Source organism: Winogradskyella sp. A2 (genome assembly GCF_046762865.1).
Classification (GTDB): Bacteria; Bacteroidota; Bacteroidia; order Flavobacteriales; family Flavobacteriaceae; genus Winogradskyella.
In genome coordinates this window covers 151,524-171,040 of the sequence record NZ_JBKQXM010000003.1, presented here as the reverse complement: position 1 = coordinate 171,040, position 19,517 = coordinate 151,524, and the positions used below count along the sequence as shown (strand labels likewise).

Sequence of the window (19,517 nt, the reverse complement as noted above, 5' to 3'; positions counted from 1 at the left end):
AGGATATTATGGGACCAATAAAATTCACCTTAATTAAAAGATTACCTCGAAACAAGAGGTTCAATTATACACCGAGATATTATAAGGGCAAGGAAGATGCAGATCATTCTAAGTACACTACGAAATTTGATGCTTATGCAGACACTTATAATAAGAACGACTTTTCTGGTCAATGGCACGAAAGTAGAATAAGAAATAGAACACGAAATAATTCTGGTTTTAATAAAACAATCCTAATCTTAATTGCCATTTTTGTTTTAATCTTCTTGTACATTATAGACTTTGACTTATCCATATTCTCTTTAGGAAACTAATGGCAGATATCATTCAACTATTACCAGACCATGTTGCTAATCAAATTGCTGCAGGTGAAGTGGTGCAACGTCCGGCTTCTGTTGTTAAGGAGTTATTAGAGAACTCAATTGATGCCGATGCGAAAGATATAAAGCTTATCGTTAAAGATGCGGGAAAAACCTTGGTACAGGTTATCGATAATGGTAAAGGAATGAGCGTCACTGATGCACGTTTAAGTTTTGAACGGCATGCTACGTCAAAAATCAGAAATGCTGAAGATTTATTTCAATTAAACACCAAAGGCTTCAGAGGAGAGGCCTTAGCAAGTATTGCAGCTATTTCACATGTAGAATTAAAGACTAAGAAAGTTGAAGACGAGCTAGGTACAGCAATTGAAATTGAAGGTAGTAAAGTAATGTCTCAAGAAGTTGTTGTAACACCTTCAGGTACATCAGTTTCTGTTAAAAATCTTTTTTTTAACATTCCAGCTCGGCGAAATTTTTTAAAATCTGATACGGTGGAATTGAGGCATATTACTGATGAGTTTCATCGTGTTGCATTAGCACATCCAAGTATCGGTTTTACCTTTTATCATAATGGCAGTGAGTTGTTTAATTTGCCACAAGAAAACTATAGGCAACGAATAGTTCATGTTTTTGGAACTAAAACTAATGAGCGGTTAGTACCAGTTGAAGAATCTACTGAAGTACTAAAAATCAATGGTTTTGTAGGTAAACCAGAGTTCTCAAAAAAGTCTAAGTCAGAACAGTTTTTCTTTGTCAATAATAGATTTATAAAAAGTCCATATTTAAACCATGCCGTTAAGGCCGCTTTCGAAGGTTTAATAAAAGATGGATATCATCCAAGTTATTTTTTAAATCTTACCGTTGATTCTAAAACGATAGATATTAATATACATCCTACAAAAACTGAAATTAAGTTTGATGATGAACATACGTTGTATGCAATATTGAGATCTTCGATAAAGCATAGCTTAGGGCAATTTAATATTGCACCAGTTTTGGATTTCGACCATCAGAATCAATTTAATACACCTTATAGTTACAAGGATAAAATTGCAAACACTCCAAAGGTTGAAGTAGATAGAGGTTTTAATCCATTCAGGGAAGACATAAGTGGAAGTAATCCTAATACACAAAAAAGTACTTTCAAGACCAAACCGAGCGAATCTTGGGAAGGATTATATGTTGGCTTGGAATCAAAAAGTAATTTTATTGAACAACCAATTGGTGAAATAGCTCTAGAAAGCGAGACTAAATCAAAATCTTTCTTTGATGATAATGGGCAATCAATTGAAACCCGTAAAACTACTTTTCAATTACAGCACAAGTATATTGTAAGCACTATTAAGTCTGGCATGTTAATTATAGATCAAAATAGAGCTCATCAACGTATATTATATGAGGGTTTTCTAAAACATATCACAATTAAAGAGGCAACAAGTCAACAATTATTATTTCCTTTAGAACTTCACTTTTCGCCAAATGAATTGGAAATATTAAATCAAATAAAGAGTGATTTAGAACATACAGGATTTGTATTTAAAGATGTTAGCAATAATAGAATTATAATTTCAGGAGTGCCTGTTGGTGTTGCTGAAAGTGAGGTTTCTATCATTTTAGAACAGCTGATAAGTGACATAGAAAATGAGGTGCCAGATACTAATTTTAGTGCTACGGATTTATTAGCCAAATCAATGGCCAAAAGTCTTGCTATTAAAAATGGTCAAAATTTAAGCAATACAGAACAGGAGCATTTAGTGAATAGTCTATTTGCATGTAAGGAACCAAATTTATCACCAACAAATAGACCTACATTTATTACATTGGGCGTTGATGATATTGAAAAAAAATTCAAGTAGTTTATGAGACAAGGAATAACTGATGGTGTAAAACACTTGTTGATTATTAATGTTATTGTGTATGCATGTATGATGCTATTGGGTAATAATGGAGAACTCTTTATGCAGTGGTTTGCACTTTACTTTCCAAAAAACGAATTATTTCAACCATGGCAGGTACTAACACACATGTTTATGCATAGCAATGTCACATTTGCTCATATTTTATTTAACATGTTTGCGCTTTGGATGTTTGGCACAGCAGTAGAGCAGATATTTGGTATGCGTAAGTTTTTAATATTCTACTTATTATCAGGTTTTGGAGCCGCAACAATTCAAATAGCATTTTTATATTTTCAATTTAATTCGGGTTTAACAACATTAATAAGTGCTGGATTTGGAGAAACTGAGATTATTAATACTCTTGCTAATGGAGAGTATAATACAAGATGGGTAACGGTTTTAGGTGAAGACTTAAATAGTTTTGTTGGTTCATACATTGCACCAATGGTTGGTGCGTCAGGCGCAATAATGGGTGTTTTGGTGGCATTTGGAATGTTGTTTCCAGAGTCAAAGTTGATGCTTATTTTTCTACCAATACCCATAAAAGCAAAATATTTTATTCCGGCAATTATTGGGCTAGATTTGTTTTCAGCCTTAACTGGTAGTTCAATTTTTAGTCCTAGTAATACTGCTTATATGGCTCATGTTGGTGGAGCACTCACAGGGTTTTTACTTATGTATTTTTGGAAGAAAAATGAGAGAGATAAATACCGTTGGAATTAGTTATGAGTACATTTAAAGATCTTAATTACAAGTATAATAACCTTGATCTATTCGGTAAAATAATTGTTATTAATGCGATTATTTTCATATTAAATTTTTTGATGACCATTTTTTTGAAATGGGATATTGCACAGTATTTTGTGCTTCCGTCTAGTTTTATGGATTTTATCCTTCAACCATGGTCAATAATAACTTATGGTTTTTTCCATAGTGGATTTTGGCATATTCTTTTTAATATGCTACTACTATTTTATCTTGCTCGAGTTACTACTAATTTGTTTAGACCTAAGATGATGCTCAATGTATTTTTTTTAGGAATTATATTTGGAGGAGTGGCATATATGGCAGTAGCTAATATACTGCCTACTAACTTATTCAGAGTTCGTGGTGTATTGTTAGGATCATCAGCTGGAGTATCTGCTTTATTGATGTTTGTTGCTGTTTACATGCCTGAAACACAAATACGACTTTTTAATGCGTTCAATATAAAATGGAAACATATAGCAATTGTATTTGTTGCTTTTGACGTATTTAGATTGTTTTTAGGCTTAAATCAAGGCGGCTACATTGCTCATATAGGTGGATATTTATTGGGTTACGTTTATGCTTCAAGACTTCTCAAAGGAATAGACATTGGTTCTGGTTTTGAACGCATGATGGACGGATTGTTTAGTTGGTTTAAACCAAAATCAAAGTTAAAGACGGTTCATAGAAAAAAAGGAAAAAGTGGCTATGCTGGTAAAACAAAGCAAGAGTTTGAGGCGTTTAATAAGCAAAAGAAGATTGACATGATACTGGATAAGATTAGTAAAAGTGGTTACGACAGTCTTACTTCAGAAGAAAAAGAGTTTCTATTTAAAGCCGGTAAGGATTAACAATTAATGAAAAAATTAAATTTTTGGAATAAAATAATTTTCACCATCAATTCATTGGTGGCTTTTTTATTGCTGATTTCTTATTTATTACCTTATGTTCCGCCAAAAAGTTTTGCAACTATATCCGCACTAAGTTTAAGCGTTCCAATTTTAATAATACTAAACATATTATTTTTTATTTATTGGTTACTGCGAGTTAAGAAACAACTCCTTTTGTCCTTATTGGTTTTAGTCCTTGGATGGAATCATGTGACCTCTCTATATAAATTCTCATCATCATTAAATGAGAAGGATGAGGACAATATTTCTATTATGTCTTTTAATGTAAGGTTGTTTAATCGATATCAATGGTTGCCTAGTAAAACGATAAAGGAAGATATCGTTGATTTTATCAAATTAGAAAATCCAGACATTTTTTGTTTACAAGAATATAGGAGTGGAAACCCTATTGATTTAGAAAATTATTACAACTTCAACGGAAGATTTAGACCAGATATAAAGCAAGGTATGGCCATGTTTTCAAAATATCCAATAATAAACGGTGGTTCCTTGGATTTCCCAAATTCTAATAATAATGGATTATTTATGGATATAGTTAAGGGTAAAGATACCATAAGGGTTTATAATGTTCATCTTCAGTCTTCAGGTATTAATACAGATGTGGAATCATTGAAAAACGAACCTTCAGATGGTTTGTTTTCTCGTATAAAAAATGTATTTCAAAAACAACAAGAACAAGCTGAGCTTATAAATCAGCATAGATCTAAAACAAGTTATAAAACTATTGTAGCTGGAGACTTCAATAATACTGCGCATTCCTACGTATACAATGAAATTAAAGGCGATTTATTAGATACCTTCGAAGAAGCTGGCAATGGTTTTGGACGAACTTTTGACTTTAAGTTTTTTCCGTTTCGGATTGACTTTATCCTTGTAGATGAGGCATTTAAAGTAAATGGGTTTAAGAATTACAATCAAAAACTATCCGACCATTATCCAATTAAAGCGACAGTTAATCTAGATTAAAAGACAGTCTGCACTATCAGCTATGATATGACCTAGCAAACCAATTGCGAAAAGTCTTGTTTTGCCTGGTATTAATAAAACGAGATATACCATAATAGCATAATAAGAATGAAGAGGGTGAAAGGTAATACTGCATCTGCTCGGATCAAATATTGGTGAAACAATTAGGTGGTCTAAATCAATAATAAACGCCAGGAGCATTATTAAATATACTTTAAACCATTTTTTTCTAAAAAACAATAATGCAATGGCCAAGGGCAATAAGAGATGTAATCCGTAATGAATTATTGGTTTAAGCATTAGTCAATTTATTGTCTGGTCAAGTACAATTCTGTATTTGGGCCTTCATTAAATAATAAATCTAGAATACTAAGATTAGAGATAAATCCATATTTTTGAGAAAAGACTTGTGTGTAAGGTGAATTAGTATAGACACTATGATTTCGATTAACCAGATTCCTGTAATCCTCAAGGTTATTAATATCCTTCTTAAAGGATTGTGTATAAGAAATATCGAAATCTACTTGAAGGCAACTTTGTAGTAAATCAAAACATTTCAAATTTAGATCTAATATAAAATCGAATTTATCTTTGAATAAGGGCATTAAATCATCGATATAATATTCAAAAAATGGTGACATTCTATAAGCAGATTCTAAGGACTTTAAATGAAGTTTTTGCCATTCATTGTCATTAGCAATTCGTACATCCTTATATAACTGTCGGTTTTTTTGAGAGTAAGCCACAGGCACCGTTAATGCCAACTTGCCATTTGCACCATAAATTTCAGTACGATTTCTATACGTCTGTTTTTGATAGTTATCACATACCTCAAGGTAGAGTCTCTTGGTATTTATAATGGCTACAAAATGTGCAATATTTGGAAAATAAGTTGGATGTAGTAAACTGTCCATTAATCATCTAATACTACTTATTAGCCTTAGCCTTTTTCTTTTTTCTCCATTTATTGAAGAATGTAATGCCAAAAACAACAACAATAAATGGAATTAAGTATGATGTTCTTTGGCCACTACCGCTTACAGTTGTAAATATTCTATCCCAACGGAAGCTCCAATTTTTAAGGCCATCATTTATACCATCTATACTCATCCAAATAAAAACAGGTTTTCCGAAGACGTGATTGTAAGGCACAAATCCCCAAAATCTACTATCAATAGAATTATGCCTATTGTCACCCATCATCCAGTAGTAATCTTGCTTAAAAGTATATGACGTTGCAGGTTCATCATCAATTAATATTTGATTTCCTCGAGTAACCACTTTATGACCTTCGTACTCAGAAATAGCACGTTTGTATATGGCAATATTATCAGTATTCAATTCAACTGTGGCTCCTGCTTCAGGAATATAGATTGGACCAAAGTTGTCAATATTCCAACTGTAACTAGGATCTCTAGGAAAAATATCTTCCTTTACACCTTTTTCTATTTTAATTGGATTTATTTCAGCCACTTCTGGGTGAGCTTTCAATCTTGCAATAGCCCTATCTGTTGCCGCAGGAATTCTATAATATCCTTCTTGAGTTCCATAACCTAAACCATCAGTTATATCGTGTTTATTGAGTATATCATATATCCTAGATGGCTGTAGATTTCGTTTAAATTTAATATCATATGAAAATTGAATATGAGATCTTGGAGGTAATTTATTTTGCTCACCGTCAATAAATACATATCCGTTTCTTATTTCCAAATTATCTCCAGCAATACCCACACAGCGCTTTACGAGATTTGTCTTTTTATCAATTGGTTTATAATAGTTACGGTCTGGTTTAAATTTGTTCATATCCAGAAGCGTATCGGCAGGTTGATTGAATACTACAATATCATTTCGTTCAATTTTTTCAAATCCAGGTAATCTAAAATAGGGTAATTGCAGTTTATTGAGCAGACTCGTATTTCTTTTTTCGTACTGGTCATTAAACAGGTAAGATTTTTTCTTTAATACAGGTATTGTATCATGGACCATAGGTGCTGCTACTGTAGTCATAGGTCCTCTCGCTCCGTAGTGAATTTTACTCACAATGAGGAAATCTCCAATAAGTAAAGATTTTTCTAATGATGAAGATGGAATAACAAAAGGTTGAAAAAAATAGGTATGTACAATTGTGGCTGCAACTATAGCAAATAGGATAGATGTAATCCATTCACCAGATGAAGTTTTTGGCTTCAACCTTCTGTTTTCAATGTAATTTACATCTTCAACATAGTTAAGATAGAATAAGTAAAAGCCTAAAGTTACGATGCATAAAAGTGCATCTTTTTTAGTGTCCTTGCCATAACTACGCCCTGTTTCTACCCATACAGCAGGAATCATTATAAGATTTACTATAGGCAAAAACATTAGTATTATCCACCACCAAGGACGGCTTATAATTTTCATTAAGATAACTGCATTAAATATTGGAACAAAAGCTTCCCAAGCTTTTCTACCTGCTTTTGCATATAACTTCCATGTGGCAAGGCCATGAATTATTTGAATAACTATTAAAAAGATGAACCATTGTGTCCAGGTCATAATATTATGTTTAGTCTAGTAGGTTGAAAAATATTTTAAAATGTTTCAAATCAAAGTTTAATTAACCAATGTTTAACACATCTTTCATTGTGAAAACTCCCTTTTTATCTTTAATCCATTCAGCTGCAATTACTGCGCCTAATGCGAAACCTTGTCTATTATGTGCTGTGTGTTTGATATTAATAGAGTCAATATTTGAATCATAAGTTATCTCATGCGTGCCAGGTACGTCTTCAATTCTTTTGGCATTTATGTGGATTTCATTTGCATCAGGTTTATCTAAAGTCCAGTTTTTATAGTCTGTATTTTCAATTATTCCCTCGGCCAATGATATTGCGGTACCACTTGGTGCATCTAGTTTTTGTTTGTGATGAATTTCTTCAATCGCAACAGAATAGTCATCTAACCCTCCTATTAACTCACTTAATTTCCTGTTTATTTCAAAAAAAATATTAACACCTAAACTAAAATTAGAAGCATATAAGAATGTTCCATTTCGTTCATTGCAGTAATTTACAATTGCATCATATTGATCTAACCACCCAGTTGTACCAGAAATAACTGGGACATTTGCATCTAAGGCCTTAGTTATATTTCTAACGGCAGCACTTGGTACGCTAAAATCTATTGCAACATCACAATCTGAGAAATCAAATTCGTCCTCAGGTTCAGAGATTTTTAAAGTAATTTTGTGATTTCGATCTGTGGCAATCTTCTCAATACTTCTACCCATTTTGCCATAACCGAGTAATGCAATATTCATCTTTTAAAATTTAAAATTTAAAATTTAAAGTTTACTGTTACTCCTAAATCCGAACTATTTTCCATTTCGTTATACTGATAGTGTGGACTAAGCGTCAAGTTTTCATCGACATTAAACTGCAATAAATGTGCATCAACATTTGCATCAATAATATTTAAGGCGTACAAACCAACTGTAATTAGCAAGGATACTTCTTTATTTCTCCTAAACTGTTCTTGTGCACGTATAAGACCATCATCTGAGATTTGTGGTGTAATACCGTCTCCATAAAATTCATCATCTGTAAAACCAGCCAATCTACGTTTATAAGCATCACGGAATCTATCGAACTGCTTGTCATTTCTTATATAAAAGTATACACCTGTACCAATAGCGCCCCAAACAATTGGTATTTTCCAGTATTTTTTATTGTATGCTTGGCCTAGACCAGGTAGTATTGCAGAGTAAAATGCGGCTTTAGATGGCCTCAATGGATCTATCGGTTTAGTTTCAACAATGCTTTGATTAATCTGAACCAGATCTTTGTCCAATCCAATAATAGTGCTATCTTTTTCTTTTTGAGAAAATAACAAACAGACTGAAAATAAGCACAGGCAAAGTGAATATAGATGCTTATTTAGCACGTTGAACTAATTTTTTAATTCGATTAAAGTCTTCTTCAGAATGAAATGGTATGGTTATTTTACCACTTCCATTTTTGGCAAGTTTCACATCAATTTTATGGCCGAAATAATCAGAAAATTCTTTGATGCCTTTCTTTATATATTTTGGTATTTCAGATGGTGCTTCAGCTTTGTTATTTTCATTCGGACCATTTAAGTTCTTTACCAACTGTTCTGTAGCTCTTACGGATAATTTATTGGAGATAACTTTTTCATATACCTCAAGCTGGTCAATTTGACTATCAATGTTAACCATAGCACGACCATGTCCCATACTAATAAATCCATCACGCATGCCTGTTTGTATAATTGGATCTAATTTTAACAAACGCAGGTAATTTGCAATTGTTGAGCGCTTTTTACCAACACGCTCACTCATTTGCTCTTGTGTTAGATTTATTTCATCAATTAGACGTTGATAGGACAATGCAATTTCAATTGGATCTAAATCTTGGCGCTGTATGTTTTCAACAAGTGCCATTTCTAATGACTCTTGGTCATTAGCAATTCTTATATATGAAGGTATTGTTGGTAATCCAATAAGTTTTGACGCTCTATAACGTCTCTCTCCAGAAACCAATTGATAATTGTTAAATGCTAATTTTCTAACAGTGATTGGTTGAATAACACCAAGTTCCCTTATTGAGGATGCCAATTCTCTTAAGGATTCTTCATTAAAATTTGTTCTTGGTTGAAAGGGGTTAACCTCAATACTATTGATGTCTAACTCTACGATATTGCCAACAACTTTATCCGCATTTTTGTCTTCTGCAGAATTAATATCATTATCAGGATCCTTCAACAGTGCAGAGAGTCCTCTCCCTAAAGCCTGTTTTTTAGTTGCCTTCGCCATATACTTCATTTTTATTAATCAACTCCTTGGCTAAACTCAAATAGTTTGATGCACCCTTACTGCTTACGTCATAGTTTATAATGCTTTCACCATAACTAGGAGCTTCACCTAATCTAACATTTCGCTGAATAATTGTTTTAAATACCATGTCGCTAAAATGTTTTTGAACTTCTTCAACTACTTGATTAGACAGCCTTAAACGAGAATCGAACATTGTTAAAAGCATGCCCTCAATGTCTAACGCTTCATTATGAATTTTTTGTACACTTTTAATAGTATTTAACAGTTTGCCTAACCCTTCAAGTGCAAAATATTCACATTGTATTGGTATAATGACTGCATCTGATGCTGTTAAAGCATTCAAAGTTAATAAACCTAAAGATGGCGCACAATCTATGAGGATATAATCATATTCGGATTTTATATCAGCAATCGCTTTTTTTAACATATACTCCCGCTCATCCTTATCCACTAGTTCAATTTCTATTGCAACAAGATCAATATGAGCTGGCATGATATCTACATTTGGCGCATTTGATTTAATGATAGCGTCCTGCGCTTCTTTTGTATGCTCGAGGACCTGATATGAACCTATTTCAACGGCATCTACATTTACTCCAAGACCAGAACTGGCATTGGCTTGAGGATCTGCATCTATAAGTAGGACTTTTTTTTCTAATACACCAAGTGAGGCGGCTAAATTAACCGAGGTTGTTGTTTTGCCTACACCTCCTTTTTGGTTAGCAATTGCAATGATTTTACCCATTAATTGATTTGGTTTTTATCGGGTTTAAAAATACAATTAATTATGGGTTTTGAAAACGGAAGTTGTTAACATAGAGTAAACAATAAAACACCATGCTCGCCAGAGTTTTAAGCATATTTTGCGAAGAATAATGATGTAATATGTTCACTTTAGGATATACAATTTGGATTGCTGTCACAATCAGGGTCATCACAATCTACTAAACCATCACCATCATTATCTACGCCATCTATACAGCGTTCAATTAGACAATCTTGGAATTCTTCGCAATTCGCATCTGCACAATCAATAAATCCGTCACCATCATTATCGATACCATCATTGCAAATTTCTTCACATAAAGTGCTAGAACTGCAATTAGAATCCCGACAATCAATAAACCCATCGTTATCATTATCAATTCCGTCATTACATATCTCGACAATATTGTTAGATTCTTCCTCACTGGAATCACTACTTGAACACGATGTAAAATTGAATGTTAGTATTACTAAATAGAATAAGGTATACTTAAAAAAATTCAAATTGCAATAGGGAAGTTGGATAAACATCTTATTCTAGCTTTTTTACAAAGGTATTATCGTAAAGTTCTATAGGCTGTTAAACTTTAATTAAAATACCAATTGAAGAATGCTAATAGTTCATTTATTCTTTTTTGCTCTTATCATTTTTTCAAGCTCATCCCATAGTGATTCTGGGATTTCAGATAGCATATTGAATTCTCCAGCTCCCTTCAGCCATTCTCCGCCATCAATAGTAATAACTTCTCCATTGATGTAAGCTGAAAAATCAGAGACCAGATAAGCAGCCAAATTTGCTAATTCTTGATGTTCGCCAACACGATTTAAGGGGACTTTCTTAGCCATATCAAACTTTTCCTGGAGGTCGCCAGGCATTAATCGATCCCAGGCACCTTTAGTTGGAAATGGCCCAGGAGCAATAGCATTAAATCTCATTCCGTATTTTGCCCATTCTACAGCTAAACTTCGCGTCATGGCCAATACACCAGCTTTCGCTGCCGCACTTGGTACTACATATCCAGAACCTGTCCAAGAATAAGTAGTTACTATATTGAGGACATTAGTATTGGTTTGTTTTTTGTCTATCCAATGTTTACCAAATGAAAGAATACAGTTTTTGGTTCCTTTTAAAACAATGTCGATAATAACGTCAAACGCCCTTGGAGATAAACGTTCAGTTGGAGAAATGAAATTTCCTGCGGCATTATTAAGTAAAACATCAACTTTACCAAAATGTTTCACTACAGTATTTCTCATGTCTTCCACTTGGTGGAATTCTCTAACATCACATTGTACTGGAAGGCAATTGCCATTAGTTTCAGCTTCAAGTTCTTTTGCCGTATCCTGGAGTTTTTCTAAATTACGTGAGGTAATTGCAACATTTGCACCTAATTCTAGAAAATACCTTGTCATGGCTTTTCCTAGGCCACTACCGCCTCCTGTAACAACTATTGTTTTGCCCTCTAAGGCTCCATCTCTGAGCATTTTTTTACTTAAATTCATTTAAAATTTTAATAATTTAAATGTTAGTCAATCAATATTTTTAAAATTTGTATCGCCGCTTCGCTGATTTTAGTTCCGGGACCAAATACTGCTACAGCACCAGCATCAAACAGAAATTGATAATCTTGTTTTGGAATGACACCTCCTACAATTACCATAATATCATCTCGTCCATATGTTTTTAATTCTTCAATTACCTGAGGTACCAATGTTTTATGACCTGCAGCTAATGACGAAACACCGAGTATGTGTACATCATTTTCTACGGCTTGCTTTGCAGCTTCTTTAGGTGTTTGAAATAGTGGACCAATATCAACATCAAATCCTACATCTGCATAACCTGTTGCAACAACTTTAGCACCTCTATCATGACCATCTTGCCCCATTTTAGCAATCATAATTCGAGGTCTACGACCGTCTTGTTCTGCAAACTTATCAGCTAATTCCCTTGCTTTTTTAAAGCTTTTATCGTCCTTAATCTCTTTACTATACACGCCTGAAAATGATTTGATTTGTGCTTTGTATCGTCCGAATTCTGCTTCCAATGCATCACTGATTTCACCCAGCGTCGCACGTTTTCTAGCAGCATCTACTGCCAAAGCTAGTAAATTTTCATTTCCTAATTTAGCCGCTTCAGTCAATTTATTTAATGCTTGCTCAACCTCTTCACTGTTCCTATTGGATTTTATTTGATTTAAGCGTTCTATTTGTTGATTTCTCACCGTTTGATTGTCAACTTCAAGAATATGCAAAGGGTCTTCCTGTTCCAATTGATACGCATTAACACCTACTATAATATCTTGCCCAGAGTCTATCCTTGCTTGTTTTCTTGCGGCGGCTTCTTCAATTCTAAGCTTGGGGATACCAGCTTCAATGGCTTTTGTCATACCACCTAATTCTTCAATCTCTTTAATAAGTTTCCAAGCTTTGTGCGCTATTTCATTGGTTAGGCTCTCAACATAATAGCTACCTGCCCAAGGATCTACTGTTTTAGTGATATGGGTTTCTTCTTGCAAATAAATCTGTGTATTTCTAGCAATCCTTGCAGAGAAATCGGTTGGCAGTGCAATAGCCTCGTCTAGGGCATTGGTATGTAAACTTTGTGTGCCTCCAAATGCAGCTGCCGCAGCTTCAATACAAGTTCTTGCAACATTATTAAAAGGATCTTGCTCTGTTAAACTCCAGCCAGATGTTTGACTGTGAGTGCGTAATGCCAATGATTTTGGGTTTATTGGATTAAATTGTTTCACCAATTTTGCCCATAGCATGCGTGCTGCGCGCATTTTGGCAATTTCCATAAAGTGATTCATCCCTATGGCCCAGAAGAATGATAATCTAGGTGCAAATGTGTCTATATCCATACCTGCTTCTATCCCTTTTCTTATATATTCCAAACCATCGGCAAGTGTATAAGCCAATTCAATGTCACAGGTAGCTCCTGCTTCTTGCATATGGTAGCCAGAAATACTAATACTATTAAATCGAGGCATATTTTTACTTGTATATTCAAAAATGTCCGAAATAATTTTCATCGATGGTGTAGGAGGGTAGATGTATGTATTTCTTACCATGAATTCTTTAAGAATATCATTTTGAATGGTACCAGCCAATTGTTCTGGTTTAACACCTTGTTCTTCTGCAGCAACAATATAAAATGCCATAACTGGCAGTACAGCGCCATTCATAGTCATAGAGACTGACATTTTATCTAATGGTATTTGATTGAAAAGTACCTTCATATCTTCCACAGAATCTATGGCGACTCCTGCTTTACCAACATCTCCAACAACGCGTTCGTGGTCAGAATCATAACCTCTATGTGTTGCTAAATCAAATGCCACGGATAATCCTTTTTGTCCAGCTGCCAAATTCCGTCTGTAAAAGGCGTTACTTTCTTCAGCTGTAGAGAACCCAGCATATTGTCTTATGGTCCAAGGTCGTCTTACATACATTGTAGAATATGGTCCGCGCAGATTAGGTGCGATACCAGCAACGTAGTCTAGATGTTCAAAATCCTTAATATCCTCTCTAGAATAGGTTGACTTAACGTCAATATTTTCTGCAGTATGAAAGATTTTATTTTTATTATCTTTCGGTTCTTTTTTAATTGAATCTAAACTAATATGTTGAAGTGCTTTTCTCATAATATCATTTTTTCAATAAAAGGGTCAAAATAAACCTCAAATGGAGCTATTAGATTTATTAAAACAGTTTTTTTATTTGACGATATAAAAAAGGCATGTTGAAATGCCTGCTGCTCTAGTTTTTTATTCTCTATTTTGAATATAGCTTTAAATACTTGAGTCTTGCCATTGTCATTATGTTTTGCCGTAATCTTAGTATAATCTAAGTCTGAATATTCACGAAGGTCCTCTTGATTTTTTCTGATTATACCTAAAAGAAATTTTGCGTCCTGACGAGATATTGGAGTGTAAGGGACCGTATTGAGCGTATAAGTAGCGTTAACCGTAATATCAAAATATATGTAATGATTACCTTCCATTTCTCGCATATATTTTAATCGCGTGCGTTCTATTTCTAACTCCTTGTTATCTGTTGCCAAGGAATCTAAAAGTGCTAAATATTCAATTGAAGTATAACGGTTAAAACTGGTTGGTAAAAATAATTTTATACCATCGTCTCCAAGGTAATGCATTTTGCCATCGACAACTTCAATGTCTTCAATTTGAGTCCAATCTGAAATACCTTTTGCTACTTCTAGACATGAAGTTGAAAATAGGCAGTAAAGCGCACAAAAAACTACTATTGATTTTCTCAATACCATGTATTATTCTTTTTTTAACCTACTGATTTCCAATTTTTCAGATAGCCTTTTCTCAATTATTGGTTCAATTAAAGTTTTTCTTGATTCTTTCTTCATAAAAGGACTCTTTTCAAGATTATCTTTCATTTTATCGTTGGTGTTTGGGTGCTTATTTGAGCCTAATAGAACTAGTTTTCCAGAATCAAAATCTTCTTGTTCTTGTGATGCGTTTTCCTTAATTTTTCTTTGAATTGTACCTGATTTGAGTTGAGATAAATATCCCCCATTACTTTCAATATCCTTAAAAAGTTCAATGGCTTTTTCACCCATTTGTTGTGTCAAGGATTCAATATAATAAGCCCCATCTGCAGGATTATTTACCTTATCTAAATAGCTTTCATTTTTAAGTACTAATAATTGATTTCTAGAAATTCTATTACCGAATTCATTTGATTCATGGTATAAACTATCATAAGGTAAATTACAGATTACATTTGCGCCACCTAAAATAGCACTCATACATTCAGTTGTGGTACGTAACATGTTTACATTATAATCGTATATAGTCTTATTGCGCTTACTTGGTGTAGCCAAGATTAGACAATCGGAATTTACATTATACTCTGATGCTAATACATGCCAAATTTCTCTTAAAGCCCTAAGTTTTGCAATTTCAAAGAAATAATTAGAACTAACGCTTGCTGTAAATATAACCTGGAGTGATTTTTTAGAACTATTGTCTAAAATATTATCAAAATGGTTTAAATACTCATTTGCCTGTGCCATTGCATAAGCTAATTGTTGAATACTATTTGCACCAGCATTTTGAAATAAACTTAAATCAATTGTAATTTGATTTGTTGCTTTTACAATTGCTTCAAATTTAAGGTGATCTTCTTTTAGTGATTCATGCCAATTACCAGTTTTTGATAAATTCCCAATTATATCATTCAGGAATATTACGTTGACATCTAAGTTGCTATGATATTTTTGAATAAAGTCATCTGATAAAAAATTGCACTTAAGAAAGATGAGTGCCTTTGAAGTGTCAATATTTTCAAGTAACAAATTGATATTAATAGTATCATTTGACAATTCAAGAATTAGACTTTCCGCTCCTCTAACAATAGCGTCTATAGCAGTTTTATTGGCTTTGTTGGAGTCTTTTACTATAATATGTTGGCAAATCTTCCAATTAGTGGCTTGACTAGAAGATACCTTATGTGCTTCATTAAAATCATCAGAATGATAAAATGGTTTAATGTTTATCCCCTCGCCAGTTTTCCAAATTAGGGTGTCATTATAATCAGCACCTTTTAGGTCTACCTGTATTTTTTGTTTCCAAGCCTTTGAGGATACGCTCTCAAATTCATTAAATAAAGTTTTATTCATCTTGGTTGTTTTTTGCTATACTATCTTCGTATTCAATGATATAAATATCTTCATCTGGCTTTTTCATGTTATAGGTTTCTCTAGCCATACGTTCAACACCTTCTTCTGTACTTAATTCTTTAATAGCTTTATTGTCTTTAGTCATTTCGTTCTTGTAATGCTGTTTCTGATATTCTAATTCTTTTATATCTGTGTTTAATTCATGGTGAAACAGCCAAGAATGCGCATCAAAGAATAGCATCCATATAACGAAGCCTAATAATACAATGAAATAGATATTTTTGAAAGGTTTGAAGTATTTAGATGTAAGTTTTGCCATTACAATTTGTCGTTGATTATGGTTTTAACGATATCTACTGCCACTGTGTTGTATTTGTTATTTGGAATAATTATATCTGCATATTCTTTAGTTGGTTCAATAAACTGCTCATGCATTGGTTTTAACGTGTTTTGATATCGTGTTAAAACCTCGTCAATATCTCTTCCTCGTTCACTTATGTCTCTTTTAAGTCTACGAATCAATCTTTCATCTGAATCGGCATGGACATAGATCTTAATATCGAACAAATCCCTAATTTCTGGATTCGTAAGAATTAAGATTCCCTCAACAATAATAACTTTTCTGGGATGGGTATTTATGGTATCTCCAGTTCTGTTGTGTTTTACAAATGAATATACTGGTTGTTCAATTGTATTGCCAGATTTCAGCTGTTTTAAATGTTCAACCAACAACTTAAAATCAATTGATCTAGGATGATCAAAATTAATTTTTACACGTTCGTCATAACTAAGATGAGAAGTGTCTTTGTAATATGAATCTTGTGAGATAACGCCAACTTCGCCTTCAGGTAATTCTTTAAGTATTGTGTCAACAACTGTTGTTTTACCACAACCAGTTCCACCGGCAATTCCAATTATAAGCATTAGCGTTATTCTGTTTAATTAGTTGAATACAAAGTTAGGTAATTAGTAGTGCTTTTTAATGACATATGTCACTTCTTGTATGCAATCTAATATTTATTTCCCTCTCAATAATTTTACTATTCCTAGATTTTCAATTCCAACATATATATAGCCATCTGGGCCTTGTTCTACAGATCTAACTCTTCCTAATCCATCTAGGAGTCTTTCTTCTTTAACAACTTTGCCATTTTTTAGAGTGCATAGGTCTAAATATTGAAACTTTAATGACCCTACCAATAAATGACCTTTCCAGTCGCCATATTTATCACTATTAATAAAGACCATTCCGCTTGGAGCTATAGATGGATCCCAATAATGTATTGGTTGCTCCATACCTTCTTTTTCCGTAATATCAGTAAATTTTGTACCACTGTAATTAACACCATAGCTTATAATAGGCCACCCATAGTTTTTACCTTTTTCTATGATATTTATTTCGTCGCCACCTTTTGGACCATGTTCGTGTGTCCAGATTTTATTAGTAACAGGATGAAGGGTCATGCCTTGTGGGTTTCTGTGGCCATAAGAATAGATAGCTTTTTTAGCTTTGGATATGCCAACAAATGGGTTGTCTTGCGGTATACTTCCATCATCATTTATCCTATAAACCTTACCACAGTCCCTTGTTATATCTTGTGGATTAACATCTCTGTTTCCACGATCTCCAATTGTAAAGTAGAGGTAACCTTCTATATCAAAAACTAAACGCGATCCAAAATGTTGTCCTCTACTTGAATTTGGTGAAGCTTTATACAAGATCTCCCAACTAGCGAACTGCTTATGATCTAATTTTGCACGTGCAATGGTGGTGTTGCCACCATCACCTTTACCTGAAGTAGATGCATATGAGAAATACACCCAACCATTATTTTTATAATCAGGATGAAGTAAAATATCCATCAAGCCACCTTGGCCACGTACATATATGTCTGGTAATCCTAAGATTTCGGTTTTTACACCGTCTTTAAAATGAATAACCTCTCCAGTTTTTTCGTTAATTAACATTGAGCCATCAGGTAAAAAGGTAAATCCCCATGGAATTGCTATATCTGAGACCACTACTTCGTGGTTATTTTCTTTGTTAACAGGATTCTTGTCTTGAGCGCAAGTACAAGTACTTATAAGAATAATAGTCAGAATTAAGGGTTTAAATTTCATTACCTGTTTTCATTATTAAATTAATATCTAAAGTTAGAAAAATGTTGTCGGTTTATGAAGAAAAACTATATATTTGCAATCCAAATTTTGATAACCGAAAACTCGGGGTGTAGCGTAGCCCGGTTATCGCGCCGCGTTTGGGACGCGGAGGTCGCAGGTTCGAATCCTGCCACCCCGACCTTAAAGAGAAAGCTCAGTGCAAACTGAGCTTTTTTTAATTTACACTTCCAGTTCGTTATATAATATTATTTCTAGAACATTAAAATTATATAAACAAAATGTAGCTTGTTAGTAAATTTATTTTTTTGCCAAAGTAACTTCTTAGCATTACATGCAGTCTTTAGTCGATGAAATATTAGTATATTTAATAACTGATATAACCTTTGACTTAACAATCTATTAAATAATGTTAACCTTCGTTGTTCCTGTTAAGAGTAAATCTGTAACTTCAAACTGGTTTAAGTTTAGTCAAATATTTGAGAGGACTCTAAAGTCAATATGTAATCAAACGGATTCGAACTTTAAGGTTTTGGTAGTTTGTCACGAAATTCCGATAGTAGATTATACCCATGAAAATCTTCATTTTGTACATCCAGATTTTCATCCACCGAACAAAGATTACATTAGTCCAAAAGAGTTCTTAATTAAAAAAAGAATTGATAAAGGGAATAAGATAAAACTCGGTGTTGAGTATGCAAGTAAAATATTTAATACAGATTATATTATGCTTGTAGATTCTGATGACTTTGTCAGTAATAGGATCGCCTCTTTTGTAAATAGAAAAGGAAATGAATTGCCTGGGTGGTATATAGGGAAAGGTTATTTAAGTTTAAATTGGAAAAGTATTTTAGTCGTTGCAAAGAAGAACTTTAACCATTTATGTGGCAGTTCAGTTATTGTGAAACCAAATGTGATAAAACATTTTTTTGATAAGGGCAAAATAGATTTGTATTTCGATCATCGATTAACAACTCTTGACTCAAACATCGAATTGAAGAATATTCCTTTTCCTGGTGGGATATACAATATGGGAAATGGCGAGAATATTCACATGTCTTACCAAAATGTTAAAGATTTCAGTTATCATGGAAATTGGATTTCTTTCCATAATATAAGGAGATTATATTATAGATTTAGACGGTATCAATTTAGAATCATAACTCCAAGGTTGCGTAAGGAATTTAATTTTTATCCAGCCTAAGTAGAACAGCTAAAACAATCAAAAATCAACGTTCCTGAAACAGGATCTGATGTTCATGACAATAAAATGGTTTCAGTTGAACTGTCCAGTTT

21 protein-coding genes and 1 tRNA gene are annotated in these 19,517 nt (G+C 33.4%); 7 read left to right on the top strand and 15 right to left on the bottom strand.

What is annotated here, in order from left to right; genetic code table 11:
- Positions 1 to 8 precede the first annotated feature (8 nt).
- From ACFWV9_RS06730 to ACFWV9_RS06710, 5 genes are read left to right on the top strand one after another with little or no spacing between them, the layout of a single operon-like run.
- The gene (locus ACFWV9_RS06730; RefSeq protein ID WP_411894478.1) at positions 9 to 314 is read left to right on the top strand and encodes a hypothetical protein; all 306 of its coding nucleotides are present in this window, start codon (positions 9 to 11) and stop codon (positions 312 to 314) included.
- Entirely contained in the window at positions 314 to 2,176 is a 1,863-nt protein-coding gene (gene mutL, locus ACFWV9_RS06725; protein ID WP_411894477.1) for a DNA mismatch repair endonuclease MutL, read from the top strand. The genes ACFWV9_RS06730 and mutL overlap by 1 nt, the downstream gene beginning before the upstream one ends.
- Before the next feature lie 3 nt (positions 2,177 to 2,179).
- Positions 2,180 to 2,941, top strand: coding sequence for a rhomboid family intramembrane serine protease (locus ACFWV9_RS06720; RefSeq protein WP_411894476.1), 762 nt, complete (start codon positions 2,180 to 2,182; stop codon positions 2,939 to 2,941).
- A gap of 2 nt (positions 2,942 to 2,943) precedes the next feature.
- The gene (locus tag ACFWV9_RS06715) at positions 2,944 to 3,816 is read left to right on the top strand and encodes a rhomboid family intramembrane serine protease (RefSeq protein ID WP_411894475.1); all 873 of its coding nucleotides are present in this window, start codon (positions 2,944 to 2,946) and stop codon (positions 3,814 to 3,816) included.
- Positions 3,817 to 3,822: 6 nt separating this feature from the next.
- Entirely contained in the window at positions 3,823 to 4,842 is a 1,020-nt protein-coding gene (locus ACFWV9_RS06710; RefSeq protein ID WP_411894474.1) for an endonuclease/exonuclease/phosphatase family protein, read from the top strand.
- On the opposite strand, the gene ACFWV9_RS06705 is transcribed toward ACFWV9_RS06710, so the two are convergent.
- From ACFWV9_RS06705 to ACFWV9_RS06635, 15 genes are all read right to left on the bottom strand, one after another.
- Positions 4,834 to 5,142, bottom strand: coding sequence for a DUF6122 family protein (locus ACFWV9_RS06705; protein ID WP_411894473.1), 309 nt, complete (start codon positions 5,140 to 5,142; stop codon positions 4,834 to 4,836). The genes ACFWV9_RS06710 and ACFWV9_RS06705 overlap by 9 nt on opposite strands.
- An 8-nt stretch (positions 5,143 to 5,150) precedes the next feature.
- The gene (locus tag ACFWV9_RS06700; RefSeq protein ID WP_411894472.1) at positions 5,151 to 5,756 is read right to left on the bottom strand and encodes a WbqC family protein; all 606 of its coding nucleotides are present in this window, start codon (positions 5,754 to 5,756) and stop codon (positions 5,151 to 5,153) included.
- Between the two features lie 13 nt (positions 5,757 to 5,769).
- Positions 5,770 to 7,380, bottom strand: coding sequence for a signal peptidase I (lepB, locus tag ACFWV9_RS06695; protein WP_411894471.1), 1,611 nt, complete (start codon positions 7,378 to 7,380; stop codon positions 5,770 to 5,772).
- Between the two features lie 61 nt (positions 7,381 to 7,441).
- Entirely contained in the window at positions 7,442 to 8,143 is a 702-nt protein-coding gene (gene dapB / locus ACFWV9_RS06690) for a 4-hydroxy-tetrahydrodipicolinate reductase (protein ID WP_411894470.1), read from the bottom strand.
- A 17-nt stretch (positions 8,144 to 8,160) separates the two neighbouring features.
- Positions 8,161 to 8,766: a DUF5683 domain-containing protein gene (locus tag ACFWV9_RS06685; protein WP_411894469.1), complete on the bottom strand. Its 606-nt coding sequence runs from the start codon at positions 8,764 to 8,766 to the stop codon at positions 8,161 to 8,163.
- Positions 8,756 to 9,658, bottom strand: a complete 903-nt coding sequence (locus ACFWV9_RS06680; protein ID WP_411894468.1) for a ParB/RepB/Spo0J family partition protein — start codon at positions 9,656 to 9,658, stop codon at positions 8,756 to 8,758. Before ACFWV9_RS06680 ends, ACFWV9_RS06685 begins: the two co-directional genes overlap by 11 nt.
- Positions 9,642 to 10,424: a ParA family protein gene (locus ACFWV9_RS06675; protein ID WP_411894467.1), complete on the bottom strand. Its 783-nt coding sequence runs from the start codon at positions 10,422 to 10,424 to the stop codon at positions 9,642 to 9,644. Before ACFWV9_RS06675 ends, ACFWV9_RS06680 begins: the two co-directional genes overlap by 17 nt.
- A 149-nt stretch (positions 10,425 to 10,573) precedes the next feature.
- Positions 10,574 to 10,948 (bottom strand): hypothetical protein, encoded by a 375-nt coding sequence (locus ACFWV9_RS06670; RefSeq protein WP_411894466.1) that lies wholly within the window; start codon positions 10,946 to 10,948, stop codon positions 10,574 to 10,576.
- Between the two features lie 117 nt (positions 10,949 to 11,065).
- Complete coding sequence (locus ACFWV9_RS06665) at positions 11,066 to 11,947, bottom strand: SDR family oxidoreductase (RefSeq protein ID WP_411894465.1); 882 nt, start codon at positions 11,945 to 11,947, stop codon at positions 11,066 to 11,068.
- Between the two features lie 23 nt (positions 11,948 to 11,970).
- On the bottom strand, positions 11,971 to 14,094 hold the full coding sequence (gene scpA, locus ACFWV9_RS06660; RefSeq protein WP_411894785.1) for a methylmalonyl-CoA mutase: 2,124 nt from the start codon (positions 14,092 to 14,094) through the stop codon (positions 11,971 to 11,973).
- Entirely contained in the window at positions 14,088 to 14,732 is a 645-nt protein-coding gene (locus tag ACFWV9_RS06655; protein ID WP_411894464.1) for a hypothetical protein, read from the bottom strand. Before ACFWV9_RS06655 ends, scpA begins: the two co-directional genes overlap by 7 nt.
- A 3-nt stretch (positions 14,733 to 14,735) precedes the next feature.
- Entirely contained in the window at positions 14,736 to 16,103 is a 1,368-nt protein-coding gene (locus ACFWV9_RS06650) for a methylmalonyl-CoA mutase subunit beta (RefSeq protein ID WP_411894463.1), read from the bottom strand.
- Entirely contained in the window at positions 16,096 to 16,422 is a 327-nt protein-coding gene (locus ACFWV9_RS06645; RefSeq protein ID WP_411894462.1) for an FtsB family cell division protein, read from the bottom strand. Before ACFWV9_RS06645 ends, ACFWV9_RS06650 begins: the two co-directional genes overlap by 8 nt.
- Entirely contained in the window at positions 16,422 to 17,027 is a 606-nt protein-coding gene (gene udk / locus ACFWV9_RS06640) for a uridine kinase (protein ID WP_411894461.1), read from the bottom strand. The genes ACFWV9_RS06645 and udk overlap by 1 nt, the downstream gene beginning before the upstream one ends.
- A 93-nt stretch (positions 17,028 to 17,120) precedes the next feature.
- The gene (locus tag ACFWV9_RS06635) at positions 17,121 to 18,224 is read right to left on the bottom strand and encodes a PQQ-dependent sugar dehydrogenase (RefSeq protein WP_411894460.1); all 1,104 of its coding nucleotides are present in this window, start codon (positions 18,222 to 18,224) and stop codon (positions 17,121 to 17,123) included.
- 103 nt (positions 18,225 to 18,327) lie between these two features.
- Here ACFWV9_RS06635 and ACFWV9_RS06630 point away from each other — a divergent pair.
- A tRNA-Pro gene (locus ACFWV9_RS06630) sits at positions 18,328 to 18,402 on the top strand.
- Positions 18,403 to 18,630: 228 nt separating this feature from the next.
- Positions 18,631 to 19,425: a glycosyltransferase family A protein gene (locus ACFWV9_RS06625; RefSeq protein WP_411894459.1), complete on the top strand. Its 795-nt coding sequence runs from the start codon at positions 18,631 to 18,633 to the stop codon at positions 19,423 to 19,425.
- The last annotated feature ends 92 nt before the right edge of the window (positions 19,426 to 19,517 follow it).

Coding starts and splice junctions, on each gene's coding strand:
- ACFWV9_RS06730 (WP_411894478.1), top strand. CDS start 9: ATGGGACCAATAAAATTCACCTTAATTAAAAGATTACCTCGAAACAAG.
- mutL (WP_411894477.1), top strand. CDS start 314: ATGGCAGATATCATTCAACTATTACCAGACCATGTTGCTAATCAAATT.
- ACFWV9_RS06720 (WP_411894476.1), top strand. CDS start 2,180: ATGAGACAAGGAATAACTGATGGTGTAAAACACTTGTTGATTATTAAT.
- ACFWV9_RS06715 (WP_411894475.1), top strand. CDS start 2,944: ATGAGTACATTTAAAGATCTTAATTACAAGTATAATAACCTTGATCTA.
- ACFWV9_RS06710 (WP_411894474.1), top strand. CDS start 3,823: ATGAAAAAATTAAATTTTTGGAATAAAATAATTTTCACCATCAATTCA.
- ACFWV9_RS06705 (WP_411894473.1), bottom strand. CDS start 5,142: ATGCTTAAACCAATAATTCATTACGGATTACATCTCTTATTGCCCTTG.
- ACFWV9_RS06700 (WP_411894472.1), bottom strand. CDS start 5,756: ATGGACAGTTTACTACATCCAACTTATTTTCCAAATATTGCACATTTT.
- lepB (WP_411894471.1), bottom strand. CDS start 7,380: ATGACCTGGACACAATGGTTCATCTTTTTAATAGTTATTCAAATAATT.
- dapB (WP_411894470.1), bottom strand. CDS start 8,143: ATGAATATTGCATTACTCGGTTATGGCAAAATGGGTAGAAGTATTGAG.
- ACFWV9_RS06680 (WP_411894468.1), bottom strand. CDS start 9,658: ATGGCGAAGGCAACTAAAAAACAGGCTTTAGGGAGAGGACTCTCTGCA.
- ACFWV9_RS06675 (WP_411894467.1), bottom strand. CDS start 10,424: ATGGGTAAAATCATTGCAATTGCTAACCAAAAAGGAGGTGTAGGCAAA.
- ACFWV9_RS06665 (WP_411894465.1), bottom strand. CDS start 11,947: ATGAATTTAAGTAAAAAAATGCTCAGAGATGGAGCCTTAGAGGGCAAA.
- ACFWV9_RS06655 (WP_411894464.1), bottom strand. CDS start 14,732: ATGGTATTGAGAAAATCAATAGTAGTTTTTTGTGCGCTTTACTGCCTA.
- ACFWV9_RS06650 (WP_411894463.1), bottom strand. CDS start 16,103: ATGAATAAAACTTTATTTAATGAATTTGAGAGCGTATCCTCAAAGGCT.
- ACFWV9_RS06645 (WP_411894462.1), bottom strand. CDS start 16,422: ATGGCAAAACTTACATCTAAATACTTCAAACCTTTCAAAAATATCTAT.
- udk (WP_411894461.1), bottom strand. CDS start 17,027: ATGCTTATAATTGGAATTGCCGGTGGAACTGGTTGTGGTAAAACAACA.
- ACFWV9_RS06635 (WP_411894460.1), bottom strand. CDS start 18,224: ATGAAATTTAAACCCTTAATTCTGACTATTATTCTTATAAGTACTTGT.
- ACFWV9_RS06625 (WP_411894459.1), top strand. CDS start 18,631: ATGTTAACCTTCGTTGTTCCTGTTAAGAGTAAATCTGTAACTTCAAAC.